Below are 26320 nucleotides of genomic sequence, written 5' to 3'. Positions count from 1 at the left end.
CGGAGGAGGCTCTTGTGGGCAAGATACTTGGCTGCGCCGTCGCATTGTCGCTGTTCGGCGGGGTGCTAGCTAGCGCAGGAGCCGCCAACGCCTTCACAATGCCGTCGATGGTGGGCAAGACGTATAGCGAGGCGGCTGGCGCGTTAACGAAGTGGAAGTTTCCGTTTGAGGTTTCGACGACCGTAGGTACGGAGCTTGCGCGAGACGATTGCATGGTCGTAAGTCAGGTGCTTCGCTCGGCATCGCACTTCGGCTCGGTAAACAACCCTGCCAAGCTGCTGTTGTCACTGGATTGCAATGCGCCAGTGGCAGACGCAACACATCCTGGCAACTCGGCGGGGAGTCCGACCGGCCGTAAAGCGAAAGCGGCAGCGGCGCAGGAGAAATGGCTTCGTGCAAATCCAGATATATGCGTGAAGATGAAGGCGTCGCACCCCGAGTGGTTCCCTCTGAAGGGGTGCGACGAAGTCGACAACTAGCTAGGGCACGCACATTTGATAGTCCGGTAGCTTGCTCCCATTCGGTTCGGGAGGAGCTCAGCCCACTCGGGCAGCCGACATCCATGGGGTGCTGTGGTGTGCCCGGCCGTCTCGATCTGTTTTCGATCTACCCGTGGGAGATTACGACGGTACGTGTGCGCGTAAGTCGATCTGCCACCAAAAGAGATGCGGTCTCCGTGTCAAGGCGGATATCACACGCTGCTTCGTCGTTAGAGGCGAAAGCGGTTGGACGGAATCAACGACGAAGCCGCAGTCGGCGAACATCGCGGCATACGTCGTTGGAGTGAACCACCGCAAGTGCGTCGCGTCCATGGGGCCTTCTTTCTCAAGGCGCCAATCGCCGGCGATGAGCATTCGGATAATCCGTTGGTGGGCTACGTTCGGCGAGCTTGCGTAGACGACGGCTCCGGGTTTGAGGAGCGGTCGGAGCTTTCGCAACGCCGCCCATGGATCCCGCAGATGCTCGAGAACCTCGCTGAGGATGAGTGCATCGAACGATCCTGGCGACCAAGGAAGGTCGATGACTTCGACGTCCCCGATGATCACCTCGGTGAGGTTGACTGCTGCACTCATGCCCGCCGCCGGCTCGAGCTCGACGCCACAGTAGGTTGCGGCTCGACCCAACGAGAGGGCCGCTACTCCGGTAGCGCCGGAGCCACAGCCAACCTCGAGAACGTTCGCACCCCGGGGCAGCGCAGCCACGTAGTCGGCGCGCTCACTCCCGAAGTAGGCCGCTCCCTTGTCGGCATAGCTCGCCCAGACATCGCGTTGCGATTCGCTCCACGGGGAGGTCACGGAACGTAGAATACCTAATGATTAGCCGAAGAAGGTCTCTAACGGCTAAGTACCTCAGCCTCGCGTCCTGACTCACAGGCGATCCAGCGATAAATACAAGGTTGACCAACTGGCGGGAGGTTGTACGCCGAGGGTATGTCGGCATAGCGGCGGTCACCGCGTGGCGCTGCCGATTGCCTAGCGGATCGCGACGATCACACCGTCGAAAGCGATGCTCTCCAAAGGGAATCCGATGCGGTCGGTCTCTCTGGACGTGCCGCGTAATCGGCCTCATTCGGTGATGAGTTCTAGGGAATCCGGCCTAGGTAGGCCGTGTGATCGGGTATTCTGGCGGCCTACCAATACTGGTGAGATCCGTGGTCCTGATCGAGCGATCGGCTGATCCGATTGCGAACTGTCGGTGAGGTTTACAGATGGCGGCTGGACTGATAATTGCTGGCGTTGGTAGAAGTGGCACTTCCACGGCGGCGGCGTTAGCCGAGCTGGCCGGCCTGCGTCCTCCGCGTGGTGCAGACATGATGAGTGGCAATGAATGGAACCCGGACGGCCACTGGGAAAGTACCAGCCTTGTCGACTTCAACGATCGCCTTCTTGCTACCACCGGACAGAACTGGTGGACGCCCAGGGCTGCTGAGCGCAACAAGTCCGAAAATCTGGCCTCTCTTGTTAGCTGCACCAATCGCGCGAGACAGATATTTGGGCACGCGTTCGAAGAAGATAGAGGGTGGCTTTGGAAGGACCCGCGCCTGACAGTGTTGCTCCCATTCTGGGATCGTGTACTCGGCGTTCAGCCACTATTGATCCCCTATCGCGATCCATTGGAAGTAGCCGCGAGTATCGCAAGGCGCGACCGATTGAGCATGGACGTTTGTCTTGCGATTTGGGAGCGTCATTCGCGCAATATGCTCACGACAGCCGCCAATCATTCAGTTCTCTTTGCTGACTACGCGCTGCTGACCGAGCAATCAGACATTTGGATTGGCAAGTTGGTTGAGTTCTGCGCGAAATCAGGGCTCCCCGTCACCGAGTCTGAGTTGAACTCCGCGGCCCGGGTACGCCGTATTGCCCGGCCTTCCGTGGACGCTGAGCTCACTCGCAACCAGGCCCGTCTGGCCGAGGTGATTGCCGGTCTGGACGGGCCGCATTCAAACTTTCAGACGCCGACTCTTCCGGAAGAAACCCCAGGTAATCAGTGCCTGCTTGATACCCTGCCGAAGCCCACGTCGATTGCGCGGTTCCGCTCACAAGTCTACGTACGCAGTCATTCGAGGGACTTTGCGCGGTGATCTGCCGATATGGCGGCTAAAAGCGGTCTGGGCGCAGGGATGCGGTGGAGCATCATTTCGATGTTCGGCCGGGAAGGCTCTCGCCTGATCTTTACCGTATTACTGGCGCGCCTGCTTGGTCCGCACGAATACGGCGTAGCTGCGCAGGCTACCGTCCTGATTGCCATTGTGTGCATCCTGGTCGACCAGGGGTTCTCGGCAGCGCTGATCCAACGGGCGTCGCTCGCAGACGAAATGCCCGGCGCCACCGTATCCATCAATGTGGCGATCGGCACCGTCCTGACCGTCGCGACCGCTGCCATTTCTCCGCTTTGGGCCGCATTTATGAATACGCCCGCCCTTGGACCCATGTTGGCGGTGCTGTCCATCGAATTGGTGATTCGTTCGGCGGCTATTACTCCGCGTGCGATGCTGATCCGGAGCATGCAATTTCGAACCATCGCTATCGTCGATACGCTGGGAGTTGTCTCTGGTGGAGCGTTCGGGCTGGTCGCCGCGCTGATCTGGCACAGTGCCTGGGCAATAGTGATCCAACTGATCGCGACGGATCTAGTCGGCCTATTGGCGATGGTGTTCATGGGTGTGACCTACCGGCCGAACCTGCGGCTGAGCCACGTGGCAGAACTGTTCGGGTTCTCGTGGCGGGCATCTGCGACCGGGGTGTTGCTCAACTCTGTTGCAACGAATGTGGACAACGTCCTGATTGGGTGGCGTTGGGGACCAGTGGCACTCGCTAATTATGCTCTGGCGTACCGACTACTGATGCTGCCCGTGTCACTCGCGACGGCCACCGTCGGACCGGTGTTGCTGTCAGCGTTTTCCCGGATGACTGACGATATCGCTGCTGCGGCGGCGCAGATGACGAGAACCGTGCGTGCGCTCGCAATCCTCTTCATACCAGCTATGGCTCTGGTCGCGGTGGCAGCCCCTCAGTGGATAGCAATCTTCTTTGGACCGGAATGGCGTTCCGCGGTGCCGATTATTCAAGTCATGACTCTTGCAGGCGCGGTGCAGACGGTCTACAAGTGTTCAACCTCGTCGCTGTTGCTTGGTTTCGGCAAGGCGGCGTTCGCACTTCGGTATGCGCTCTTGGTAACGAGCGTCACGACGATCGGCATCTTCGCTGGTCTGCCCTTCGGGGTTTTCGGAGTTGCTGCTGGTTTGACCACCGCGACCGGTCTGTTACTTCCGATCGAGTGGATCATCCGCAAGCGTGTTCTGGAAATTCCGATCCGAACGCAGATCACTTCGCTTCTACCTGCCGTTCACGCGGGCGCGTGGGTCGTAGCGGTATATCTCGGCGTCGTGCGGGTTGCGCCGAGTGCAGGCGCTGGTTTGCTGGTTGTCGGAACGACACTCAGCGTCGCCGCTGCCGCGGCCGTCGTGCGCATGTGTCACCGCAGTCTGTATGACGAGTTGGTGAGCATCGCCGGCCATCTCCGCGGACGTGCGACGGGGGTTGCGCCCTGAAGGTGGCCGGCCACGGCCTGGTGGCCTGAGGGTTGAAGGCTCCTCGTATCCTGGTGCCCAATGTTGACTGTCGCCGGTCAGGAGGACTTGCGCCAAAAGGCGCCATAGCCATCAATATCGATGATCTGGTCGTCGATACCGTGCGCAGATCGATAATCGTGAACAGCGCGCCGGCAAGCCTCGATGTTGCCGTAGTCATCAATGACGCAGTAGCCACCGACTGAGAGCTTTGGATAGAGCGGTTCAAGTGCCTGAATCGTGGACTCATACAAGTCGCCGTCCAGTCGTAGCAGCGAAATCTGTTCGATAGGAACGGTATTCAGTGTGTCCTTGAACCAGCCTTTGACAAAATGCACGCTGTCGTCGAACAGCCCGTAACGTTCGAAATTTCGCTTGACGGCGTCTTCGTTCACCCCCAGGAAGAACGATGCCTGGTCCAGTCGGATTCCAGCGTCGAGGGGGAAGTTGACCTCATCAGGCGGGGGCAGGCCCTCGAAAGAGTCACACAACCATATTTCTCGCTTCTCACCGTAGGCCGTGAGAACACCCTTCATGAATATGGAGGATCCCCCTCGCCAGACGCCAGTTTCCACGAGGTCGCCGGGGACGTCGTCGCTAATGATGTCCCTGATGCAGTTATGCAGGTTGTCGAGCCTGCGCAAGCCCACCATGGTTTCGGCGTGTGCAGGCCAGTCACGACCCAATTCACGCTGAACCGGGTCATAGGGCTCTGGGCGTGCCAGCACAAACCCGTGGTTTCGCAGGGTCCTGGCCAGGGGCCGAAAATACAGCTTCTTTCTTGGGCGGACCTCGCGCAAGGCACCTTCGCTGAACCCATATCTGGTCAACATGCGTTTGAGGAGTTCGATATACAGCTGTTGCTCGCGAGTGTCCGTCATGCTGCGCTGTCCTGTCCCGATCTTCTGGTCGTCGGCCATCGAATGCTACCGCCTTTTACGGCTTCTCAGGGGCGGGTTGTCGTACCCCGTCCCAGGTCGGTACGGGGACCTTGCTGCTCTATATCACGGCTGGGAAGTATGCCGTCCAATGCGCGAAATACTCGTTATGGATGCTGCCCCAAACCCAGCCTTTCGACGTTCGATCGGATCAATTCCGCCGGGTACGGTGTGTGCGTTTCAATGAATTTGTCAAGAGTTGCCAATGAGTCATGCCAAGGATGTTTATAGCGTGGCAAGGATGCTTTGAGGAAGGGAAATCGGAGCATCTCAATAAGTCCGTCCCAGAAGAAGAGTGTGCTGTTGCCGCGCTCTACAAAATGGGCAGCGTAGCGATCTTCATGCGACGCTGCCCGTGCTCGCAATACGGTCTCTGCCGAGAGGAATGGCTTTGTGACCAGCCCGGATTCACGTGCCCGGACGGACAAGCCGATTTCGTATTGTTTGATCAGTTCCCATTTTTTCACGGTGTACTGAAATCCATTCCAGAAGTCCTCGAGGAAAGGTCTTGTGCGGCGATTGAGATCCCAGGCCACGAAGAACGACTGGAGGTGCCGTACCTGTTCCAGACTCTCTATCGCACCGTACATGTCGGCTCCGTAGAACGAATCCCACATTTCTTCGATTGGATAGAGCGGTCCGAATACGCTGTCGTTGGCAATAACGAAGCGATCGAACTGATCCAGCGTCCAGCCGGATTCTTTGAGGATGTTCCAGGCGAGGTGCCACGACCCGAAGTCCAGTGACAGTGTGCGTCGCGTGTATATGCCGGCGCACAGAGGGCGAATTAACGAGACTGAGTCGGATGTGATGTTGGGCGATCCAGAAACGAAAATAATTGTGGCATCCAGCCGGCGCAAGGCGTCGAGGTAGTAGACAACGTAGGGATCGACGACGCCCTGGAGATCGAAGTGCGCAAAAAAAACCAGAGTACGACTACCGGAAGGTGGTTGCGGAGGGAGCTGCTGATGGGTTTCGTGCACGAACCTCAGAGCATTGCCGGCTACGCGGTACCGCGCAGCGTTGACATGATCAGACAAGCGTTGGGGTATTTCGCGTGACCTCATTTGGTGCCTTGTGCTAGCTCGCGGAGAACCGGGTGATCGGCATTGGGAGACAGTATCGACGTTGAGAGATTCAGGTCCTCGTTCCCCAGATCACGGTTTCGAATCCGTACAGCGCCCACGTTCCTCGCATCACCTTGTGGCGAGTACGGCTGAGCGGTTCACTGAGGAGTCCGAGCAGGGCCCAGTTCAAAGGCCGGAACCGCTCGGCTGCAAAATCGATCTTGACGCCGGCTGTTGTGAGCAACCCGATCACCCGGTGATAGTCAGGCGGCCGGACGTGCGTGTCGTCGTCGAAGAAGTTCAATGTGCCTTCTCTTGAAGGGAAGTTGACAGTAACTGCTGCAGGGAAAGCCAGGTAGATACGGCCTTCGGGACGGAGTGCACGCGCCATTGCCGTGACGACACCGTCGGGCTCCGCGCAGTGCTCCAGATTGTGAGAACTCACGACTGCATCGAACTCATCGTGCCGCTCCTCGATTGCTCCGAGGAATCGGTCAGGCGGGACGACCAGATACTGGTCGGCGTAGTCGTTGGGGTCGTGCTCGATACCGTAATCGGCGATGTCGAGTCCGACGTAGCGGATATCGGGGCGAATGGACTTGAACAAGTACGGCGAATCGTTGCCGCAGCCGACGTCGAAAACTTCGGCTCCCCAGGGTAATTCAGCGAGGAACCGTCGGCGATTGTGTGCGCGCATGACGACATGCCCCAACGACTTTGCGCGTTCGCTGATCTGCGGCATCTCAGTTGCTGTCCTCGTCCGTCAACCTCGCTCCTGTCCTACTGGGACTATCAGCAGTAGTGCCCGGTGGCCTCAGTCCGATTGAGATCAGTTGTTGCATCCCGACATACATCGAGGAGCCTTGTGCTCTGGTATCCGCCATGTCGCCGCGCCGCTCTTGGTGAACAGGCACGGTGCCACCGAGCCGCCGCATTCCTTCTCCAGCCCCCGCACCACCTCGATGCGGCGCCGCGGATCGACGATCATCATGAGGAACCCACCGCCACCGGCGCCGGACACCTTGCCGGCGACCATCCCGTGCGCGGCGGCTACTTCGTAGGCGCGTTCGATATCCGAGTTCGAAATGCGGGACGCCAACCGCTTTTTGGCCTCCCAACCACGTAGCAAGGAATCGGCGAACCCGGGAATGTCGCCAACCACCAGGAGATCCTTCATCTCCAGAGCCTCGGCGCGGATCGTGTGGGTTGCGTCGAGCGCGTCCTCGTGACCTTCGACAACGTTCCGCTGCTGTTCGGCGATGACTTCGGACGACAGTCTCGAGACGCCGCCGAAGTAGAGAAGCAAAGACGCTTCCAGCTCGGCGACGACGTCACGGCGAATGCGCAGTGGGTTCACGACGACTTCTCCGCCGCGGCGCGATTCCATGTAGTTGAACCCGCCAAACGCCGCGGCGTAGTGATCCTGCCAACCGCCCGCCATACCCAGGTCGACGCGTTCGACCTCCCATGCGAGCCGCGCCAACTCATAGGGACCCGGTGTGATACCGATCAGCTCGCAGGTCGTGATCAGCATGGCTACCACCAACGCAGACGAAGAGCCCAAACCGGACCCGGGCGGGGCATCTACCTGGGTGGCGAGCCGGATCGGGAACGGTGATCCGCCGTTGAACTCTGCCATCACCCGCCGATACACGGCGACATGAAGAGGGAAGTCGTCTTCGAGGCAACGAAGTTCGGCGATATCGGCCTCTCCCGAGCAATCGCGGTCCGGGGACTCGAAAGCTATGTGCTCGCCGCATCCGGCTTCGGCGAACGCGTACGCGTACCGATCGATAGTGGCGTTGAGTATTCGTCCGCCGTACTCAGCTGAGTAAGGATCGACATCGGTGCCGCCACCGCCTAAGCCCAAACGCAATGGGGCTCGCCCGCGCACGATCTTCATGAGCTGCGTTCCTCCTTAGTGGAGTCCCTCCTGCGCCGATATTACCGCTAACGTAAATTCGTGGAGGGAATTGAACGAAACGTCAATACCGCTATCCGGGGCTCTCGTCTCGCCGATATGGACGCCTATGCATCCACCGGTCATCGCAGCTACGTTCTGGGCTAATTCAAGATCGCCACGGCTGTCGCCGATCATCATGCTGAGTGCCGGGTCGACTTCGGGGTGACGGCCGAGCCAGTCCAGGAGAAGGCCGGGGCTGGGCTTTCTGCAGCAGCAGCGCATGTCCTCCAGGTGAGGGCAGACCTGGAAAGCGTTGATTTCGAGACCATTTCGACGAGTCTCGGCTCGGATGCGGCGATGTATCGCAGCTACTTCCTCGGCCGCCATCAGTCCCTTGCTGATGCCTTGCTGATTGGTGGCGACGACCACATAGGGCGCCCACTCCAGGAGGGTACTGATGGCGGAAGCGGCTCCCGGCAACCATTCGAAGTCGGCCCAGCTACGGACATAGTCGCCAACTATTTGACGGTTGATTACTCCATCTCGATCGATGAACAAACACCATTGCCGACCGATCCGGTCGCGAACGATATCCCGAACGGACGAATGGTCAGCAGCTGTGCTGCAGGGACCCGAAAAGTGAATATTCGACATGTTCTGAAATGGCGTGAATGAATACGATGTGCGATTCCTGAATGCGACCTGTATCGGTTGACGGAACGTTTATCAGATAGTCGGCGAATTCAGCCAACTTGCCGCCAGTAGCTCCCGTCATGGCGACCACTGCGACGCCAATTTCCCGGGCTTTCTCCGCTGCCCGGATCACGTTCGGAGAGTTACCAGAGGTGCTGATGGCGACCAGTGTGTCGCCTTGTCGGGCGGATGCTTCAAGCGCACGCGCGAAGACTGTTTCGTAGTCGTAGTCGTTTGCTACGGCGGTGAGGTGAGACGAGTTTCCGTGCAGCGCCTCCGCGCCAAGGGGCGGCCGGTCGAAGATGAAATGACCTGTTAGTTCTGCTGCAAAGTGCTGCGCGTCGGCCGCGCTTCCTCCGTTGCCGCACATGAACAGTCGCCCGCCTGCGCGATAGCTGGCAACTATCCGATCCTCGACCGCCTGGATGGTAGCCAGCAGTGCGGGGTCGTCGAGGATGCGTTGCTTGACGGCGACAGTCTCAGTGAATATTTCTTGGGTGCTCCTCATGTGCGCTCCTACTGACTCAACACGTATTGCGACCGCTTCAAACAACAGTGGTTTCGGGCACTGCGACCGACGCGCTGCTGCTATTCTGCCGACAATAGACGTCCGCGACCAGATGCACTGCGGAAGGCCAGGGAAATTAGAAGTGATTTCGAAAGTGGCGGAGATCAGTTGACCGGGCCGGCCGGCGCCTGTGTACGGATCTACAGTCCGCTGCACTACGTCTCTGAACATTTCGTCGAGCGCTTGATCGAATCGCTCGACGCCGGAGGCATTCCATGTGTTCGCTTGTCCTCGCGTAATGGTGAGGTGGGCGCAAATCGCCTCGCGAAGGTGCAGGCGCTCGGCGCCCACGTACGAAACGTACGCCAGTATGTCCGTACGGGGGGTCCCAACGTCGTCGCTTGGCCCCTGACTGGTTGGTGGGAGATACCGTTGTGGCGCCACCGTACTCACCCGACGTTCATTGCCATGCACGATCCCGAAGCGGTGGCCCGACAAGACGGCCTGACGCCACTGGCCGCGGTGAATGCGATCAAGCTGTCCGGCTCTCGTTGGCCGCATCTGGTGACCATGAGTCCGGAGGCGTACACGGCCGCCGCCCGACATGTCGATCAAGATCGCCTGCATCATGTGCCGCATCCAATGCGTGCCCCGCAGTTGAACCAAGCGTCAGCGCACCGAAAGACCGTCCTCGTGCTTGGTCAGTACAAGCCGGCGCGGGATCTGGCTGTCATGTCTGCGATCGCACCGGCCTTGCGGGCAGCCGGATGGCTGCCCACAGTCGCCGGCCGTGGCTGGCCGTCTGTATCCGGCTGGGATGTCATCGACCGCTTCGTCAGCGAGGCGGAGTTCTCCGAGTTGCTCAGCTCCGCCGGGGCGGTCTTGTTGCCCTACAAGCACTACTTCCAGAGCGGTGTGGCGCTGCGCGCCCTCGAGGCCGGTGTGCCCACGGTCGGGCGGAGCACCGGATTCCTCACCTCTATCCTCGGCGCGAATTTCTCTGGAGCCGTGCTCAACTGGGACGACCCTGAGTCGTGGCTGGAGGCGGTCGCCGCGGCCACCTCAGCCCGTGAGTCGCAAATGCATGCTGCTGCAGCCTATTCAGATCGAGCGGCAGCAGCCTGGCGTGACCTCTTGTGTAGGTCGGAACAGATGTCGGTCCCATGAGCAACGCAGCAGACGGCGCACTGCATGTTCTGACCGTTCACTTCAACACGCCGGCTTTGGCTTCGAGCTTGGTGAGATGCCTTCCTTCGCAGACGCCGAGCGGGCGCAGAGTCGTCGTCCACGTGCTCGACAACTGTTCAACACCCGAGAATCTCCGCGAGCTCCGTGACAACCTTGCCGGCTTGGGTGCAGTGACCCTCCAGGTCAGCGATCGGAACATCGGATTCGGCGCCGGCATCAACTTGTTGGCCGGTCAAGACGACATTGGGCCTTCCGATGTGCTGTGGTTCCTCAATCCTGACACCCGACTAGAGGTTGGATGCCTCGATCAGCTCGAAACTGCGCTGGACGAAGGTCACTTCGATGCGGTCTCCCCGTTCATCTTCAGTGGAGACGGGGCGTCCACCTGGGTGTGGTACTGCGGTGGTGATGTCGACAGGCTCTCGGTGCGCGTGGCACATCGCCTGTACGGCTGTGCAACCGCTTCCGTGCCGAGCGAGGCGTTTGAGACCGAATTCATCACGGGTGCGGCTCCGATGATGAGAGCGTCCGTGTTCCGCGCGGTCGGCGGGTTCCCTGGCGACTACTTCCTCTACTGGGAAGACGCCGAATTCTCGTGGAAAGCAAGAGAACTGGGACTCAGGCTGGGTGTTGTCCCAACGGCGCGACTTTGGCATGCAGTGGGGGCTTCGTCGGGCAGCGGACAGAGTCGGACCTTCTACTATTGGGCCGCTCGGAATCGTTTCGTGTACGCCCGCGACACAGGTGTGGCGTTGCGGAAGCTGATTTTGGGTCGCGGCGCACCGGAGACATTACGGCTGATCGCTCGCGCGCTGCGTGAGCAGGACGAGCGAACCCTGAAGCTGGGGGCCGCACTTCGTGGTACGTACGACGGGATTCGGCAGTTTTCCGTGTCGAACATGCGAAGTGCATCTTGAACGGGTGGGTCTGCCGTCGGGTGAATACGGCAAGCGGTCGCGAATTAGGCAGCGGCAGCTGCGATCTCCGCGCATTCTGACTGTCGGACGGAGTCTGATGAAATTGCCCGCAACGTCAGTATTGCGTCCTACCATGAGAAGGTGGTCAACGCACTGAACCTGCCCGCACAGTTGCGCGGGCGCCACGGCGACCCACATCCCCGTGTCCAAGAGGTCGTCGACCAGGTGCTGGAGGGCAAGAATCGACCGCGCGTCCTGGAGGCTGGATGCGGTTCGCTCAGTCGGGTCACTTTGCCGAGCGGACGTGTGCTCGTGGGCATTGACATTGAACAGCGGCAGCTGGACCGCAACACGTCGCTGGATGAGAAGATTCTCGGCGACCTGCAGACCATGGCTACGCCCGTTGCGGGCTACGACCTCGTGGTCTGTTGGGACGTGATCGAGCATTTGCCGTTGCCGATGAACGCATTGGAGCGGATGACAGCGGCGCTCAATCCGGGCGGCGGTTTGGTGCTGGCCTTCCCGCACCTCTGGTCGTTGAAGGGCTTGCTGACCAAATTCACTCCGTATTTCGTCCACGCGCTCTTCTACCGATACGTCGTCGGCGACAAGCGTCGCTCCGACGAATGGGACCAATTCCCTACCTTCTTTCGTGCGTGCATCGCGCCGGCGAAGTTGCGGGGCTGGGCAGGTGAGCATGGCCTCGAGGTGGCTTACGACGAAATCTACGAAGGACCGGTTCAGACGGGACTGCGCGCGCGAAACCGATTGCTGGACAGTGGCTTCGCGGCGCTGGGAGCGGTTTCGCGAGTGCTCAGTCTTGGCCGGCTGGACTTGGGACTGTCTGATTGTCTTTTGGTGCTTCGCCGACCGTCGGGCACTGCTGCACTCTGATCTCAGCATTTGACGCTCAGCTGCATCGGTGCGCCGGGACGCCGACGAGCCCGTTCTATTCCGAAATGAGTACTCCGGATGTCGTCAGCGACTCCAGAATGACAGGACGGATCTTCTGTCCGTACGCAATGGTCATGTGCACCATGTCCCGCTTGGTGAGTGTTGTTCCGACGAAGCTGGGGCAGAGTCGTCCCGATGCACAGAACCAAGGTTGGGAATCGATCCACGTCCCACCGATGGTCTGCGCGAGTTGCTGCTCCGCGTTCGCGGCCACTCGCCAAGCCTCGCTGACCCTCGATATGCAGTCCTCGGGCGAACTCGAATGCTTTCCGTAGCACTCGCTTATTGCGACGCCGCCAGGAGGCGGTGCGATGAAAACGACCTTCTTTACGCTTGACCTGAACTTGTCGATGAAGGCTCTCAATGCATCAGCCCAGTCCTGCGGACTGAGGACCTCCCCGGTAGTCGCGAGTCGTTTGGGGCCGGAAAAATGCGAAATCATGACCACGTCCGGCCGTGTGTCGTTGATGTAGTCGACGGCGATCTGCTTCTTTTTCGCACACGCGTCGACCATCGACTGGTCCTTGTATGAGACCGGCTGCTCGATGAAGTAGCACGCGTACTGTGCCTCGCTGTGAACCTGGAAGGCGCCGTTGGAGTTCAAGGCGATATCTCGCAGCGGGCCCAGGTAGCCGAGCGCGACGGAATCGCCGATAACGACCGCTCGTGTGTGCGCGGTTGGAGAACCCCAGGTGCACAGTTCCGGGCTTTGAACGACGGTGCCGCCGCATAGGTGGACTTCGGCCGGCGTGATGAGATCTTTGACGGCTACCTCAACAGATGGCTCCAATTGTGGCCAGTCGGTGGCCCGCAGTGCGGCCAAGATTTCCTGGCGAAGTTCGCTCGCCAACGGCGCGGTGGCTGTTCCTTCTGGGACATCGTAGGAAGCGGCGACCGAAAGAACTTCCGGTGGCACCACCGGCTGGCGATAGGCATCGGGACGCTGTGCATACGCGGTGAGTGCCACAGTCAGCAGGGAAGCGGCCATGATCGCAGCGAACTGAGTTGGACGCCGTAGCGTGAGCCGGCGGCGCTCCAATGCGCGCTGTGCTCGACGCAACTGAGCCAAGTCGATGCGGCGTAAGGGATCTTCGATGAAGTGGTAAGACGCGATGGCCAATCCCAAAGACAGTGTTATCGCGGCTGCGTAGTACGCAATCGAGGGGGCCATCATGACCCCGAGCAATATGATGACCGGCCAGTGGACCAGGTAGAGCGAGTAGGAGATGTTTCCGAGATAGGTGCTGACTGGATTGCGTAGGAACGGCTGGTATCGGGGTTCGCCGCCGACGCCGGCTGCTATCACCAATGCGGACCCTACGACGGGGAGGAGCGCCCACGGCGCGGGAAACCCCATCGCCGGATCTGTGATGAGCATGATGCTCGCTACGATGACCGCCAGCCCGGCCCATGACAGCATGGGCTTCACCACTGTGGGAATCCGGGCCAAGAGACCGGTAGCGGTGGCCAACGCTGCTCCGACACCCAATTCCCAAACCCGAGTAGATGTTTCGAAGTATGCCCGCGCGGGCCAAGCTGCGGATTCGTAGACAGCCCACGCGAACGACAAGGTCATGATTATCGCCATGGCGCCGCCGGCAAGCTGCATCCTGCGCCGGTGTGTCCACGACCTGCGAATCACGATCAGACTGATCACGAAAATCACTGCCGGCCAAACGAAGTAGAACTGTTCTTCCACCGAGAGTGACCAGTAGTGCTGGATCGGAGATGCTGAATCGTCCGCGTTGAAGTAGTCCGTGCCAGTAGCGGCGAAGTGCCAGTTCGCCATGAATACGGATGCAAACAGCGCATCGACGCCGACTTCGTGGGCTCTGAATGGCTTGAAGATCAAGGTTGCAGCCGCATACGTGAGCAACAGAACAACGGTGGCCGCCGGGATGATCCGTCGGACCCGGTTCCAATAGAACTGTCGGAAAGGGACGGTCCCGTGTTTCTCCGCGCTTCGTAGCAGGTTGCCAGTGATCAGGAACCCTGAGATCACGAAAAACACATCGAGTGTGACAAAGCCGCCCTCTGGCCAGTGCCATAGGTGGGTGGCGAAGATCGTGAGCATGGCGAACATGCGCAGACCTTGGAGATCCAGTCGTTGATGCGACGCCGCGGCGGTCCGATACCGCTGTCGGTTGAATCGGCGATACCGCTTGAGAAGTGACGCCACAGCCAGTCTCCTATTGTCCGGAGAAGCGTATCGTCGCCAGCGTCAATTTTTCGGCGAACAGGTGAAGCTGTGAGAGCGTTCTTTGCACAGGGCAAGTATCTGCCGCGGACCCGTCAACGTGACGCCGCCGAGTACGTCATTGGGTCGGCGGGCAAGAGAACTGCGCTGCCCAAGTCAATCGGAGCACGGATGAAAACCGTTCCTCGGGAACAGATTTTGATCCTCCACGACCAGCACGGGCGTCCACATGATCCGTGGCGGTCAACACCTCGACGTGAATGGTCTGATCCCGAATCCAGATGATCAGAGGGGGAGTTGCCCTCCTGCATCGTCCCCAACGTAGTCGGAATATCGCGAGTGCTGGAAGTCGTGATACACCATCACCTTCTCTTGCCATCTCTCCTGGGCAAACTGCACGAAGTCGTAGCAGGGCGACAGCTTGCGGTATTCGCTCCGCGCGTTGAATTCGCGAATGGCAAGTCGCGCTCCGGTGTAGTCCGAGAAGACTTCTCCCGATCCGATGACGTCGTCCATGTTGCAGAACACACGTGGCAGAATCGACTCTGTGCTCAGATCGAATATCTTGAACGCCTCAACAGTGGAGCTGTAGTAGTCCAAGTCGAATGAAATCATCCCTACTGGAGCATCTGCGCATCCCCTGGAGATGAATCCCGGGAGGGTGTCCGAGATCGGCCCTATGACGAGTTCGGCTGTGTCCAGTCTGCTTTTCAAGGCGGGGACGTCCATCTCGTAGAAGCCACGCTTCCAGGCGTAGGGCAAATCGCGATAGTCGACGGGTGCTGGCAGGCCTGAGCCCATGTCGAATCCGACGATACGGACGCGCACCGGCAGCGCTTCCTCGACTTGTGACTTGATTTGTTCCAGAACCAGCAATCCGGCCCCGCCCGCGACACCGAACTCGATCCAGGTGACTTCTTTGTAGCCCAGTCGAACCGCAGTTTCGGTAGCGCAGATCGCCGTGTATGCGTACTGCGGTCGCGGCAAGATTCCAAGCTGGACCTGCTGCATGAGCGAGTACCCCGGACTACCTGGAAACGACGCCAGGAAGCGTCTGCCGATCAAGCCAACAGATGACGAATCTTTTGCGGCCGCGCGGACCAACTTGTTGATCAGTGCAGCCTTGCGGTTCGTCATCTGCAATCCTCGTGTTGAATGCACTGGCGTCTTGCGAAGAAGCCAATTTCAGTACTGCGGCCGGCGATTATTGAGTCAGATCAACGCACTGATATCGTGCCACCAGTGTTGCCGGTACGGTGACCGGAACCGACATCCCCACCAATGTCAGGCCGGTCGTGGGGAGAAGGCGACTCGGTCTTTTCTGACTTTATGAACTGCACCGCCAGCCCGACGGCGATGAAGATCATGCTCTGGTATTGGGTTATCAGGCCCACGGTCAAGAACAGCGGGATCTGCCCAACCAGCGCGAGCTCTGGTACAGATCCCCTGCCGGCAACGACTCGCGCCACAACGACGAACAACGGAAACACAATCATTGCAGTGATGATCCAACCCCAGGTGACACCGAGATACAGGACGGCGCTGTCGACCGAGTCAAGTGATGTGTTGCCAGGGAAGAAATCTGGGCATCGACCGAACCACTTGATTATCGGCAAATACGTGTCGTACAAGTAACTCCGGTAAGTTGCGCTGACCTGTTCCTCTGTCGAGGATCCCGCTGCCCATTCCTCGATGATGGGCATGACGTGCGGGCCGACCAAAAACGTTGTTGCGGCTGCAACCAGCACAGCTACAGTTCGAGATGCTTGCTCTTTGGCGAGGTAAGCCATGGTCAGGCAGCCTGTTAGCGCAGCGGCCAGCATCGCGCCCCTGCTGCCGGTCGTGATGATGCCGCAGCCGACGGCAATAACCATCAGTATCTTCCACGGGAAGCGAAACGACGCATGCGCAATGAACGGGATTGCGAGCACCAGCGAACCGCCTAGCGCGATTGAGTGCCCGAAAGCCCACGTGCTGCGATCGGTACCGCCGCGTGACTGGATCAGGTGCCAAGTCTCGAACTCGGGGGATTTTGCGTTCCAATCGACTGACCAGTTTACGAACGGATGCCAGGCAAAGAACAGTTCGATCACCGCGAGATAGCCGACGACTGCGAGAAAGACAGAGAGCGCATCAACGGTGAATTGGAGCCCGGCGGAGGCCGCCAGTATGCGAATAACAAAATACGGAAGAACCCAGCGCACTGCCATTTCTGCCAGCACGCCTCGATTGACGTCGTCCATCGCGAGAGAAGCTACACCCAAGATTGCGATCAGGTAGGCATCAAAGGCGGTGAACTGGATGTGATGGCCGCCGAAGGTGATGGCGAAGACGAGAATCATTATGGCTACCATGCAATAGATCGGAACTGTGGCGAGGAAGTGGACGCTGATCCAGATCGGAACCATGGTGATAGACAGTAGCCAAATGATGAGGGCCAATCGTGGTGCCGTCAATCGCTTGAAGGGGAGCGTGTGCATGTTATTCGGGCCCCTTGCGCTTAGTGTTCCGGACCTGCTGCGGAAGCTGTGATGGGCGTAGTTGGCTGGCCATCTTCGAGAGCCCACACTTTGTCGAAGTCGAAGACCTCGCCGGCCGGGGTTCGGTTTGGAGATTCGCGCCAAAAGCCAAATGCCCCAGGCGATATCGGTATCGGCAGCGGTTTCGATACGGTGACTCCGGGGCCCGACACGCTTACGCGGTCGCCGGTGGAGCTGAGTACGAACGTGTAGCGATGGTCGAGTTCCAACATATGAGGGAAACTTCCGGACGCCACTGTCTTCAGCGTGCCATTGACCAGTCTGCTTCTCAGCTCCCAGGAACTTCTGTTGGCGAGGAACACTACGACATTGGTTTCGAGATTGTTGTCTCCGCCGGTCCCGATCATCATTGTGGTGTCGCCGTTGAGATGATTGATCCGGCGAAACTGACCGTCTGTGCCGATGCTCTGTACAGGTGTTCGAAATTGTCGTACTGCAATCGCATCACTTTTCCCGGCATACGTGAACTGCCCGTCCTTGATGTAACCATCCATCGCGGGCAGCAGAGGTGCACCGTTCTGAGGCATGCCGCGCAAATCCCAGTCGTCTCCGAGGCCGTTCGTCGTATCCGGTCGGTCGAAATCATCGATGAATGATGCCTCGTTTGGTGGTGATTCGGGCATCGTGTGACCAGGCATTGTTGCTGTGCTTGTGAAGCTCGGTAGCAAGACTTCGCGCGAATCGTACGGTGGTGGAGGTTTGGGTGTGCATGCGGTGAGTGTCAACAGGATTGCGAATAGGCACCAACCTCGGCTGTTGGCCAATCGTGTTGGAGTCCAGGCGGAATCACCGCGTCCGGCGCTGAAGCTGCGTGGATTCATTGCTTGAGTCAAGCTAGGTTTTGCGGGAATGACGGCTATTGCTGCCACGATTGTCGCCGTAGTAATAGTAGGCGCCGCCGTAAGCTGAACGAGAGCGCGGCGGCGTCATCACGAAGACCGAGCCGAGCAGGGCTGCGCCTACGTTCTGAAGGGCATCAGTAGCATTCTTGAGTTGATCACGCCTGGTCTGTCCGTAGCGTCCGAGCAGTAGGGCGCCGTCGGCGTTGGCCGCCAACAATGCGGCGTCCGTGACCGCAAGTAATGGGCAAGAGTCCACGATCACATAGTCGAATTTCCCGCGAAGCTCCTCGAGTAGATTCTTGGCGGCGTGCGATGCCAACAATTCGCTCGGGTTCGGTGGCGTTGCGCCGGCTGCCAGTACAGTGAGGCCGGAGAATTGCGTCTCCTGCAGAGCATCAGAAAGCGAGACGGCGCCACTGAGGACGGTGCTCAATCCTACTGCGCCATCAACATTCAGATGTTTGTGCGCGATCGACCGACGCATGTCGCCATCAACGAGCAGCACATTGTTTTCCACTTCGACCAAGGCCAAGGCGATGTTCACTGCGGTTGTCGATTTACCTTCATTCGGAATCGAGCTCGTGACAACGATTACGCGCGGCGGGTTGTCGACGGAAAGAAAGCTGAGGTTGGTGCGTAACTTCCTGAACGATTCGGCAATCTGCGAATTCTCCGTGCCGAATGATATGGCGGGGGTTCCTCGTCGCGCCTTGTCCATCGGAATGTCGCCAACCACGGCCACGCCGGTGATGCTCTCGAGATCCTCGTGCTTCTTGACGGTGTTGTCGATCATTTCCCGCCCGAGGGCGCACGCGACGCCGAACAGAATGCCCGCGAACAGACCCAATGCCAGATTCCGCATCAGGTTCGGAACGGCGGGGGAGCTGGCAATCGCGGCGGGCTGCTCGACTACTACCCGAGTGTCGGGAAGGCTGCCATCACCTGGGGTTTCAAGCTCTCGAACCATCTTGACGAACTGGTCCGAAAGCGTATTTGCGATGTCGCGTGCACGTACCGGTGACGGGTCGAGGACGTCCACGTCGATCAGAACCGTGCCCATTTTCGACCGCGCGCTGACCTCCTGACGCAACGCCCGCGCGGACATGTCGAGATGAAGTGCATCGATTGTGCGCTGTGCGAGCGCCTCGCCGGTGAGCAGAATCGTGTACGAACGCACCCGCTCCTGAGAGAGCAGATTTCCTTGGTACGTGTCCATCAGTGAACTACCGGCATACGTCGAAACAAACAACCGTGTTGACGATTTGTAGAGTGGGGTTGTTGTGACAGTAATTGCAATTGATGCCAGCAGTGCTAAAACAACCACTGCGCTGATCGTCATCCATCTCAGTCGCAGTATTCTCAAAAACCTCTGGAGATTCAACGCCGCTCCCTCCTTCTAATCGTCGAGCGGGGTCGATCCAGACGTCTGTTGTGAGAGGTTGTTGTCAGCCTGGCGGTGTTGTTCAACGCATGGATCTTGCTACCTAATGTATGTCAACGCTCGCGACAATTATGTGGAACGGCAATCATTTCTCGGGACATTCGGGGACCTTGACCACGGGGACGCTCTGGTCGACGAGGGGTTGCTGGGGAACCCGCGCCGGGCCCGGAGCCGTCGGCTCGGACAGGCGAAAAGTCAGTACGCCCGACTGCCCGGGCGGGATGGCTACCTGGATCTCGAAGGTCGGATGACCGCGGTCCGTCCCGGTGAACACGGGTATCTGCTCTCCGTTGGAAAACGCTGCCACCAACTTCGCCCCCTTGGTGGCAACGAGCCGAACTGATGTCAGCATGGTTCCGCTCGGGATGGACAGCGGGACACTGCGATTAACGCCCAGGGAGCCGGCCACATACTCGGGTAGAGGTGTGTCGGGTACGACGCTCCGCAACTTCACGGTTACCGTCGAGGTTCGAGTGTCCGCGCCACAGCCTTCGGCGTCGTAAGTGACTTCTTGTCTGAGATAGTAGTCGAGTTTGTTGCCTGCGAGGTTGTTGGTCACAACGGCCGCGTACGGCGAGGTGTCGTCAGGAATGGTGTGAGCCAGTGGAGTCTGCTCTAGCAGATTTTCCTCTTCGGGTTTTGCGCTCCACATCGCGATTCGGCGCTCGCTCACTGCCTTCCCGAGCGCGTCGAGGAGTCGTCGTGGCGACTCGATGGCACCGGTCATCTTTTTGACGACGGCCGTCGCGATGTCCTGTAGGAATCTCTTGCGAGCACTCTGATCCGTCGGAAACCTCTGGTAAGCAGTCGATTCGGTGAGTTCAACTACGTTTTCGGCGGTGATGACCTCGCCGTCGGGCAGTGTCAGCGGCCCGGTGGCCCCCAGTACGTAACTCAACGCGACGGGGTCCAGTGCGATGACTCCGTCGACATCCGTACCCGTTTGTTGCGCCCACATGGAGCGCCAGATCTGAGCCGCGTATGGAAAGTGCGAACTGAGATTGCTGTTGCGGTAGTCGGTGCTCGGATTGGTGAAGCCGTACTCCTCGCTGAACTGAGGTCCCAAGTCCAGCGGTTTGAAAGGTCCAGTTAGTTCGGTGTTGGGGCCCAACGCATTAACCGTCGGCACGCCGTCGTCATAACGAAGGATCCCAAACCCGCCAAGTATGCCTCCCGTACCCCTCGCTTCGGCGTTGGTCTGAAAACCCATGAAGTAGGTGCGCGGTCCGTCGATGCCCATTAGCGCCGGTGCCAGCTTGGCGGTGATGGAGGCTTTATCGAGGAGGCTCGTGATCTTGATGGTCTGTGCCTGGAGTTCCCTGCGCGCGTTCTGAAGGGCGGACAGGTAGGTCGGTTCAGAAATTGCGGAAGCATCCGCTTGAAGGCGCCGGGCGTCGGTTGCGACCTTGGCTATCGCCGGCTCTTTGTCGCGAAGAGCTTGAACGTCGACGTGCGAACCTTCGATCAGATGGGTCGGGGAAAGTGCTTCGCCCAATTGGGATGCCGGCTTCATCACATCGGATGCGAGTTCCAGAACGACCTGCGAGATTTGCTGAGCGGTCTTGAATGGACTGCCGAGCCACGGCACATGTGCTGCGGCATTCCACGGCAGCGACCGCGTTGCACTGCTCGCCTGCTTGGCATCTGTCTCCGTCGCCGAGGCGAAGCGCACCGCCGCCTCAAGGTCTCCCGCCGACAGCGCTTCCTTTGCATGCTGTGCATTGGCGCGAGCCTGCGCCAGGCTGGATTTTGCTGCGGATCCTTCGAATCCCAACCAGCACAGAAACCCGATTAGGGCGAGAAGGACGGCCAACCCCAACAACCGAGCGCGGCGTTTACGGCGCCCGGTGCGTGAATGACCGGGGGCGGCGTCGGGTGGTGCGTCGCCGTCATCGGGTGTGTTCTCCGTCGCGCGTCGCGAATGCCCGCTCACTCAGGAACATTCCGCATTTGAACGACAGTCTGTGCTGTGTCCGCAGATCTATCCACGTCCTGCCCGATGGGCCGCGACCTAGCAGCCCCGAGTCAACGAAACGGTGATGGTGCCGTAGGGGCCTATCTTCGCGCCTGCGCCGAAGAAGCACACCGCGAAGTTTATGTTCTGCGTCAGGCGTTTCCACGGGTCCTGGAGGAAACCGGGGATGATCGACAGTGGGGTGAACGTACCTACCAGGATCGGTGCGCCGGGGCTTGGGTTCGAGCCAGGGCCGACCCACCACCACGGATCGTTCTGCCACCAGGTGTTGAGCGGTGCGAACGACAACGGGCTCTGGGCGACGTTATCGAGGACGTGCGTGATCGGCGCGAGCGGTGCGGGCGCTGCCATATCCGCCTGTGCGACCGGCGTCAGGATGGCTGCGCCGGCGATCGCGCAAGAGGCCAGGCCGACCTGAAGTTTGACCGTTGCGTCCGACATGCGAGTTGCGAGAACAGACATGGTCCAAGCCTTCCGCCGAAGGGAGCTTGCATAGCAGCTTCGCAGAAATTGTGTCTGGCGTCAATAGTGAACGTTGCAGGTTGGCGGATGTTTCGGATGTTGTAGCGCCGACTCCGGCGACCTCTATCAGTCTGCGCAGCGGTCGGCACGGCCGCTCTTCATGCGGGCAATCTCGGGGGCGCGACCGGGCGCGGGTGTGGACGACGTCCGAGTTGTGCTCATTTGGCGCATTCGGGACCGGCGCCGTTCGATCGGTGGGATAGGGCCGAGGCTGGCAAATGGCTTGCAGGGCGTATGCAATGCGAAGTCGTCTGGTAGTAACCAATTTCAGGTGCTCGCCCGAGCTGAGGTCGTGATGCGACGATCGGCAAAGACGTGTGAATCCGGAGTGGGGTACTTCGTGCGTGCCGGTGCGGAATGGTGGCAGGGAGGCTGAGTTTACCGAATGAGTTTCCTCAATGGTGGATTCCGCGTTACGTTGGCGCGACGCAGTCGGAGCCTTTGTGGAGGGGTGTTATATTTCCGTCTGTGCCGTTACTTTCGGCCAACTGTCGCTATCGCAAGACGGTCATCGTCGATCCGATTTCGCGACCAGTTATTGCCCGCCATTCGGCAAACTGCTCTACCGTCTCCGGGCGCTTGCCTTCGATCAGTCGACCGGCTCTCATGGTGATTCTGTTGTTCCGAGTTACATATCCGGCCGGCGGTTCTAGGCCGTGGTAGCTGAATGCCGCGTAGGCATCGTCGAATACGTTGTTTTGAATCGTAATGTCAACGGGCGTCTCGAGCAGATATGTGAGTAGGTGAACGCGGACGCTTTGATCTGGCCGAACATCGGAAAATGCGCCGTAGCCTGCGCGTTCGCACCGGTTGCCCTCGACCTGGACCCGGGTGAATCCGGGTGAGGCGGGATTGCTGCTTTGAGACCAGAATTCAACAGTCTGGCCGCAGTCGTGTATGTGGTTGTTACGCAGCACAAGGTCGTGCCAGAAGACGGGATCATCTGCCGCGTCGTGGCCCTGTGCGGTCCACGCGACGTCATAAACGTGTGCGATCTCGTTGTTTTCAATCATCCAGTGTGAAACGTTGGTCCAACACTCGATGCCATTGCCGAAGCGCGTTTCCCTATCTACGGTATCGAGTATCGAACCGCCGATGTAGTCGATCTGACATTCGTGGATATGTATATTGCTACTCAAGCCGCGAATTCCATGCCCACCAGATCCGGTGACGTGTATGTCGTGGATATTATTTCCGCCTTCATTGCAGTAAACCGCCGCTCCGGTGCCATCTCCATGAGGCGCAGCTTTGATTTCTCTGGCCAATGTCGTGGGATTGGCGGATGCTTTCACGTACAGCAGGTGATTCGAACGGTCGCAGAAGAAGTCCCATGGAAGCCGGAGTTCCGAGAGGTCGAACTTGAGTGCCGGCTTGACGGCCTGGTCCACCAAGAGGAAGCCGATGTTGGTGTCATTTGTTGCGTTGTAGCCGTCGTGGGTGTCCGGAGAACCCAGATCGATCGTCCATATCCCGGGGGAATCCTCGCTCCAGCCGGAAGCTTTGTTGAGCAGCTTGTACATCGTCAGCGTGGGCTTGGCTCCGGTGCCGTATGCACCTACTTCGCATCCTGCCGGCAGGATGAATTCACCGTAGAACGTGTCGCCGCGCCGAAACAGCACGAGTGATCGGTCTTGGGGGAGTGAGTCATTGGCCTTCTGCAAGGTGGCCCAGGCGGACTGTTGGCTCTGTCCGTCATTGCTGTCGTCGCCGGTGCTCGAGATGTAGTACGTCGGTATCGGAACGGCATACCCTCGCGCTTGGCCCGGGTTGCCGGCGAACAGGCCGGCGGCAGCAGCCGCGGTCGTCTGTGCAGTTACCCGAACAAATGTGCGGCGCGAGAGGGGCATTCCCATTGTTCGTGCTCGGTCCGTTCATTAGATGTGAGCGGCAGTGACGACCCAGTTCAATCGCCAAGGCTACCGGAGTGCTGGTTGCGTTTCGGTGTCAGAAGGGGCAGTGCCTGACCGCCTCGAGTCATTTGAGCGTGGTCAGCGGTCCGTTCACGTCCAGCGGCGCGCAGCTGTCCTGGCCAACGGTCGTCGAGCAGAGCGGCGCGGGGATCACCGGCCGGTATCCCGGCGGGGTGCCCCCGTCGTGGGTGATCTGTGTGTAGGTCTGGACGGCGTCGGTCGGAACCCGTCGCAGCGCTGGATTACCGAGTGCGTCAACCGAATACAGGCCGAACCTGGGCCGATAGCTGCCCCATTCGTAGTTGTCGATGAGTGACCAGTAGTTGTAGCCGATGATCGGGATGCCGTCGGCCTTTGCTCGCTGTAGCCAGAACACGGTGTCGCTGAGGTACTGCGACCGGGTCACGCCGTCGGTGCGCGGCTGGCCGTTGTCGGTGACCATGCCGTTCTCGACGACATAGATGGGCAGGCCGGGATACCGCTGGGCATAGTGGCGTGCCACGTAGTAGATGTCCTCGGGCTGCAGCTTGATGAGCCATCCCGCCGCCGTTCCCGGTGCGGTGGCCGGATTGTCTCTGGCCGTTCCCGTGTAGTAGTCGAACCCCAGGTAGTCGAGGGTGTCCTTGACCCGGTCGAAGAACGAATCCCGAACCACCCAGTCCAGGCCCATTCTGTGCAAACCCATGGTGTCGGCTTGGAGGAACTGTGCCACTACATCCGGCGAGATGTAGGCCTCGTTGGTGGTCACCTTGGCCCTCGGGTCGGCATCGTGGGCCGCCCGGTAGACCGCCCGGTGCGCTTCAGCGGCGCGGTCGAGGAATGTGCCGAACTGGTCAGGTTTGATGGCGCCGGTGCGCACTTCCATCGCGCCGAAGGCCAGTGGCTCGTTGATGCTCACCCACAGCACGCCCTGCCCCGCATAGCGTTTGGTGATCGCCTTGGCGAAGTCCGCGAACGCGGCGACATTGTTGAGGAAGCCGCCGCGGTCGGCGATCCAGCCGGGGTAGACCCAGTGCATCAGCGTGATCATCGGCGTCATGCCGTTGGCGAGCAGCGTGGCGACCACGTCGTCGTAGTAGGCCAGTTCTTTTTCGTCCCACTTGCCCGGTTCGGGCATCACCCGCGCCCATTCGACCCCGAAGCGAAAAGTGTTGACGCCCATGGCATGCGCGTTGGCGATGTCCTCCTTGTAGCGGTGCCGGAAGTCGTCGGCCTGCTTGTAGGGGTCCACCGGAAGAGTCCCGGGAGAAGACCCCGGTGCCACCGGCGCGCCGGCTGTCCGATCGACGTATCGGCGCCAATTACTGTCCGGGGCGCTCCCTTCAACCTGGTATCCCGCTGTCGCGGTGCCCCAGTAGAAACTGCGGTCCCAGACCGAATGCCCCGGGTCCGGCTCTTGGCGCGAGAGGCAACCGGCACTGCTCATTGCCATGATGACGACTGCTGCCGACAGCGCCCGGTAGCACTTCATGCCAAACCTGGATTTCCGTGATTGCTTGGGCGAGCAGCTCTGCCTGTTGAGGTCGCCAGTGCGCGAGAAAAGTCTTGTCCTGCATCGATTTCCCTCGGCAACAGTCCTCCCGGCTCAACCCAGCGCCTGAGCAATCAAGGAGGCGAGGTGGTGTCCGCTCACGGTGTAGGCCGCCTGCGTGAAGTGTGTGCCGTCCACCGTCAACGATGGCGGCACCATCCCCGCCGCAACAGCTTCGGTATCGGCGGCGGTGGGCGTAATACCTGTGGCGGCCGGCCCCTCTGACATGAGCCAGCTCCGCAGATCAACGAACCGCGGTCCGTACATCTTCGCCAGGGCATCGTTGGTGCTGGGGATGCTCCCGATTATCAGGTAATGCGAGGTGCCGGACAGAGAAGAGGTCATCGACGCGATGTCGCGAATAATCGCGGCCGGCTGCGATGGATTGTTGGCACCAGCCCAGATGATTGCAAAGCAGCCCCGGTAGTCAACGCCATCGTCACCGGCAAACAGGGAACCCGGCGCGACTGGAACGGCACTGTCCGCGGGATCGTCAGGCGTGAACGAGAAGTCGTCGACAGCTGGGGCCAGCATGTGCTGCAACGTTCCCGGTACGCCGGCTAGCGTGCCGTGCATTTTCAGCGCCCCGGCCTTCGCGTACTGGCTCCAACCATCGGTGGGACGGATTGCTTCTACGTGGATCGGCGAGGCCGATCGTGCGGGTATTTGGTTGCCGATCAAGGTTATTCGGGGCCTCAGGCCGCCTTGTCGAACGGCGATCTCAGCTGATCCGAGCGAGGGGAGGCCGAAATTCTTGGTCGGCAGACCCAGATCTTGGCCGATCGTTGCGACCATGGTGGGGTTTGCCTGTTGCCACGCAGTATCGATCCGGGTCAAACCGTAAGTCAGTGAATCGCCCCAGGCCACGAGTTGGTTCGGAGGGCAAGCCGAACCGCCTGGTTCTGGTTTACCGACCGCGGCGCAGCAGGTGACCGTCAGTACGAAGCACATGGCACTGGCGAGTGCAGCGAGATGACGCATCGACTTCACGTGCTCGGCCTAGCTGGGACTGCTCGAAGGTGAGAACTCCACAATCTTCTCTGCACAGGCCGCACCGGTGCAGAGTCTCGCGAAATCCCATGACGTGTAGCCGTGGCTGACTCCCTTGGTGCGGCCGCGAGCGAA

23 protein-coding genes are annotated in these 26320 nt (G+C 59.7%); 6 read left to right on the top strand and 17 right to left on the bottom strand.

Annotated features, from left to right (window positions below):
• The first annotated feature begins 14 nt into the window (after nt 1-14).
• On the top strand, nt 15-479 hold the full coding sequence (locus tag BR47_RS33350) for a hypothetical protein (protein ID WP_141772318.1): 465 nt from the start codon (nt 15-17) through the stop codon (nt 477-479).
• A gap of 141 nt (nt 480-620) precedes the next feature.
• On the opposite strand, the gene BR47_RS32295 is transcribed toward BR47_RS33350, so the two are convergent.
• A complete protein-coding gene (locus BR47_RS32295) occupies nt 621-1295 on the bottom strand; it encodes a class I SAM-dependent methyltransferase (RefSeq protein WP_051635002.1) in 675 nt (224 codons plus the stop codon).
• Between the two features lie 413 nt (nt 1296-1708).
• Here BR47_RS32295 and BR47_RS33345 point away from each other — a divergent pair, with 413 nt between their 5' ends.
• Both BR47_RS33345 and BR47_RS0125515 read left to right on the top strand, forming a co-directional pair.
• Nucleotides 1709-2581, top strand: coding sequence for a sulfotransferase family protein (locus BR47_RS33345; RefSeq protein ID WP_141772317.1), 873 nt, complete (start codon nt 1709-1711; stop codon nt 2579-2581).
• A 9-nt stretch (nt 2582-2590) separates the two neighbouring features.
• Complete coding sequence (locus BR47_RS0125515; RefSeq protein WP_036427750.1) at nt 2591-4051, top strand: lipopolysaccharide biosynthesis protein; 1461 nt, start codon at nt 2591-2593, stop codon at nt 4049-4051.
• Nucleotides 4052-4128: 77 nt separating this feature from the next.
• Here the strand turns inward: BR47_RS0125515 and BR47_RS0125510 are convergent, their stop codons facing one another.
• The 6 genes from BR47_RS0125510 to BR47_RS0125485 all read right to left on the bottom strand — a co-directional run bounded on the left by BR47_RS0125510 (nt 4129) and on the right by BR47_RS0125485 (nt 9178).
• Entirely contained in the window at nt 4129-4989 is an 861-nt protein-coding gene (locus BR47_RS0125510) for a TylF/MycF/NovP-related O-methyltransferase (RefSeq protein WP_231506779.1), read from the bottom strand.
• A gap of 125 nt (nt 4990-5114) precedes the next feature.
• Nucleotides 5115-5990 carry a rhamnan synthesis F family protein gene (locus tag BR47_RS0125505; RefSeq protein ID WP_029121219.1) on the bottom strand — a complete coding sequence of 292 codons (876 nt, stop codon included), beginning with the start codon at nt 5988-5990 and terminating at the stop codon, nt 5115-5117.
• A gap of 154 nt (nt 5991-6144) precedes the next feature.
• The gene (locus BR47_RS0125500; RefSeq protein WP_029121218.1) at nt 6145-6816 is read right to left on the bottom strand and encodes a class I SAM-dependent methyltransferase; all 672 of its coding nucleotides are present in this window, start codon (nt 6814-6816) and stop codon (nt 6145-6147) included.
• An 87-nt stretch (nt 6817-6903) separates the two neighbouring features.
• Nucleotides 6904-7977, bottom strand: a complete 1074-nt coding sequence (locus BR47_RS0125495) for a GHMP family kinase ATP-binding protein (RefSeq protein WP_029121217.1) — start codon at nt 7975-7977, stop codon at nt 6904-6906.
• A 15-nt stretch (nt 7978-7992) separates the two neighbouring features.
• Nucleotides 7993-8568 carry an HAD family hydrolase gene (locus tag BR47_RS0125490; protein ID WP_029121216.1) on the bottom strand — a complete coding sequence of 192 codons (576 nt, stop codon included), beginning with the start codon at nt 8566-8568 and terminating at the stop codon, nt 7993-7995.
• A gap of 19 nt (nt 8569-8587) precedes the next feature.
• Nucleotides 8588-9178 carry a D-sedoheptulose 7-phosphate isomerase gene (locus tag BR47_RS0125485; RefSeq protein WP_029121215.1) on the bottom strand — a complete coding sequence of 197 codons (591 nt, stop codon included), beginning with the start codon at nt 9176-9178 and terminating at the stop codon, nt 8588-8590.
• A 468-nt stretch (nt 9179-9646) separates the two neighbouring features.
• Here BR47_RS0125485 and BR47_RS0125480 point away from each other — a divergent pair, with 468 nt between their 5' ends.
• From BR47_RS0125480 to BR47_RS0125470, 3 genes are all read left to right on the top strand, one after another.
• Nucleotides 9647-10345, top strand: coding sequence for a glycosyltransferase (locus BR47_RS0125480; protein ID WP_029121214.1), 699 nt, complete (start codon nt 9647-9649; stop codon nt 10343-10345).
• Nucleotides 10342-11283 carry a glycosyltransferase family 2 protein gene (locus BR47_RS0125475; protein ID WP_029121213.1) on the top strand — a complete coding sequence of 314 codons (942 nt, stop codon included), beginning with the start codon at nt 10342-10344 and terminating at the stop codon, nt 11281-11283. Before BR47_RS0125480 ends, BR47_RS0125475 begins: the two co-directional genes overlap by 4 nt.
• Before the next feature lie 141 nt (nt 11284-11424).
• Nucleotides 11425-12177 (top strand): class I SAM-dependent methyltransferase, encoded by a 753-nt coding sequence (locus BR47_RS0125470; protein WP_051635001.1) that lies wholly within the window; start codon nt 11425-11427, stop codon nt 12175-12177.
• Nucleotides 12178-12232: 55 nt separating this feature from the next.
• Here the strand turns inward: BR47_RS0125470 and BR47_RS32825 are convergent, their stop codons facing one another.
• The 10 genes from BR47_RS32825 to BR47_RS0125425 form a co-directional block, all read right to left on the bottom strand.
• A complete protein-coding gene (locus tag BR47_RS32825) occupies nt 12233-14416 on the bottom strand; it encodes an acyltransferase family protein (RefSeq protein ID WP_036427746.1) in 2184 nt (727 codons plus the stop codon).
• A 303-nt stretch (nt 14417-14719) separates the two neighbouring features.
• A complete protein-coding gene (locus BR47_RS31460; protein WP_051635000.1) occupies nt 14720-15571 on the bottom strand; it encodes a hypothetical protein in 852 nt (283 codons plus the stop codon).
• Between the two features lie 80 nt (nt 15572-15651).
• On the bottom strand, nt 15652-16842 hold the full coding sequence (locus BR47_RS0125455) for an O-antigen ligase family protein (protein ID WP_141772315.1): 1191 nt from the start codon (nt 16840-16842) through the stop codon (nt 15652-15654).
• A 92-nt stretch (nt 16843-16934) separates the two neighbouring features.
• Nucleotides 16935-17597, bottom strand: a complete 663-nt coding sequence (locus tag BR47_RS33340; RefSeq protein WP_141772314.1) for a hypothetical protein — start codon at nt 17595-17597, stop codon at nt 16935-16937.
• Between the two features lie 211 nt (nt 17598-17808).
• Entirely contained in the window at nt 17809-19155 is a 1347-nt protein-coding gene (locus BR47_RS31455; protein WP_231506777.1) for a tyrosine-protein kinase domain-containing protein, read from the bottom strand.
• A 187-nt stretch (nt 19156-19342) separates the two neighbouring features.
• Nucleotides 19343-21190: a DUF4012 domain-containing protein gene (locus tag BR47_RS0125445; protein ID WP_081831395.1), complete on the bottom strand. Its 1848-nt coding sequence runs from the start codon at nt 21188-21190 to the stop codon at nt 19343-19345.
• A 78-nt stretch (nt 21191-21268) separates the two neighbouring features.
• Entirely contained in the window at nt 21269-21694 is a 426-nt protein-coding gene (locus BR47_RS31450; protein ID WP_029121209.1) for a hypothetical protein, read from the bottom strand.
• Nucleotides 21695-22248: 554 nt separating this feature from the next.
• Nucleotides 22249-23607, bottom strand: coding sequence for a right-handed parallel beta-helix repeat-containing protein (locus tag BR47_RS0125435; protein ID WP_081831394.1), 1359 nt, complete (start codon nt 23605-23607; stop codon nt 22249-22251).
• A 121-nt stretch (nt 23608-23728) separates the two neighbouring features.
• Nucleotides 23729-25096: a glycoside hydrolase family 1 protein gene (locus BR47_RS0125430; RefSeq protein WP_231506782.1), complete on the bottom strand. Its 1368-nt coding sequence runs from the start codon at nt 25094-25096 to the stop codon at nt 23729-23731.
• A gap of 153 nt (nt 25097-25249) precedes the next feature.
• Nucleotides 25250-26185, bottom strand: coding sequence for a hypothetical protein (locus tag BR47_RS0125425; RefSeq protein ID WP_141772313.1), 936 nt, complete (start codon nt 26183-26185; stop codon nt 25250-25252).
• Between the last annotated feature and the right edge of the window lie 135 nt (nt 26186-26320).

Origin of the sequence: Mycobacterium sp. UNC410CL29Cvi84, from assembly GCF_000686745.1 — a bacterium.
In the GTDB taxonomy this organism is placed as follows: domain Bacteria; phylum Actinomycetota; class Actinomycetes; order Mycobacteriales; family Mycobacteriaceae; genus Mycobacterium; species Mycobacterium mucogenicum_B.
This window is presented reverse-complemented; position numbering and strand designations above follow the sequence as displayed.

Coding starts and splice junctions, on each gene's coding strand:
- BR47_RS31455 (WP_231506777.1), bottom strand. CDS start 19,155: ATGACGATCAGCGCAGTGGTTGTTTTAGCACTGCTGGCATCAATTGCA.
- BR47_RS0125510 (WP_231506779.1), bottom strand. CDS start 4,989: ATGGCCGACGACCAGAAGATCGGGACAGGACAGCGCAGCATGACGGAC.
- BR47_RS0125500 (WP_029121218.1), bottom strand. CDS start 6,816: ATGCCGCAGATCAGCGAACGCGCAAAGTCGTTGGGGCATGTCGTCATG.
- BR47_RS0125475 (WP_029121213.1), top strand. CDS start 10,342: ATGAGCAACGCAGCAGACGGCGCACTGCATGTTCTGACCGTTCACTTC.
- BR47_RS0125430 (WP_231506782.1), bottom strand. CDS start 25,096: ATGGCAATGAGCAGTGCCGGTTGCCTCTCGCGCCAAGAGCCGGACCCG.
- BR47_RS0125485 (WP_029121215.1), bottom strand. CDS start 9,178: ATGAGGAGCACCCAAGAAATATTCACTGAGACTGTCGCCGTCAAGCAA.
- BR47_RS31460 (WP_051635000.1), bottom strand. CDS start 15,571: ATGACGAACCGCAAGGCTGCACTGATCAACAAGTTGGTCCGCGCGGCC.
- BR47_RS0125435 (WP_081831394.1), bottom strand. CDS start 23,607: ATGGGAATGCCCCTCTCGCGCCGCACATTTGTTCGGGTAACTGCACAG.
- BR47_RS33345 (WP_141772317.1), top strand. CDS start 1,709: ATGGCGGCTGGACTGATAATTGCTGGCGTTGGTAGAAGTGGCACTTCC.
- BR47_RS0125515 (WP_036427750.1), top strand. CDS start 2,591: ATGGCGGCTAAAAGCGGTCTGGGCGCAGGGATGCGGTGGAGCATCATT.
- BR47_RS31450 (WP_029121209.1), bottom strand. CDS start 21,694: ATGTCTGTTCTCGCAACTCGCATGTCGGACGCAACGGTCAAACTTCAG.
- BR47_RS0125455 (WP_141772315.1), bottom strand. CDS start 16,842: ATGGTTCCGATCTGGATCAGCGTCCACTTCCTCGCCACAGTTCCGATC.
- BR47_RS0125480 (WP_029121214.1), top strand. CDS start 9,647: ATGCACGATCCCGAAGCGGTGGCCCGACAAGACGGCCTGACGCCACTG.
- BR47_RS33340 (WP_141772314.1), bottom strand. CDS start 17,597: ATGCCCGAATCACCACCAAACGAGGCATCATTCATCGATGATTTCGAC.
- BR47_RS0125495 (WP_029121217.1), bottom strand. CDS start 7,977: ATGAAGATCGTGCGCGGGCGAGCCCCATTGCGTTTGGGCTTAGGCGGT.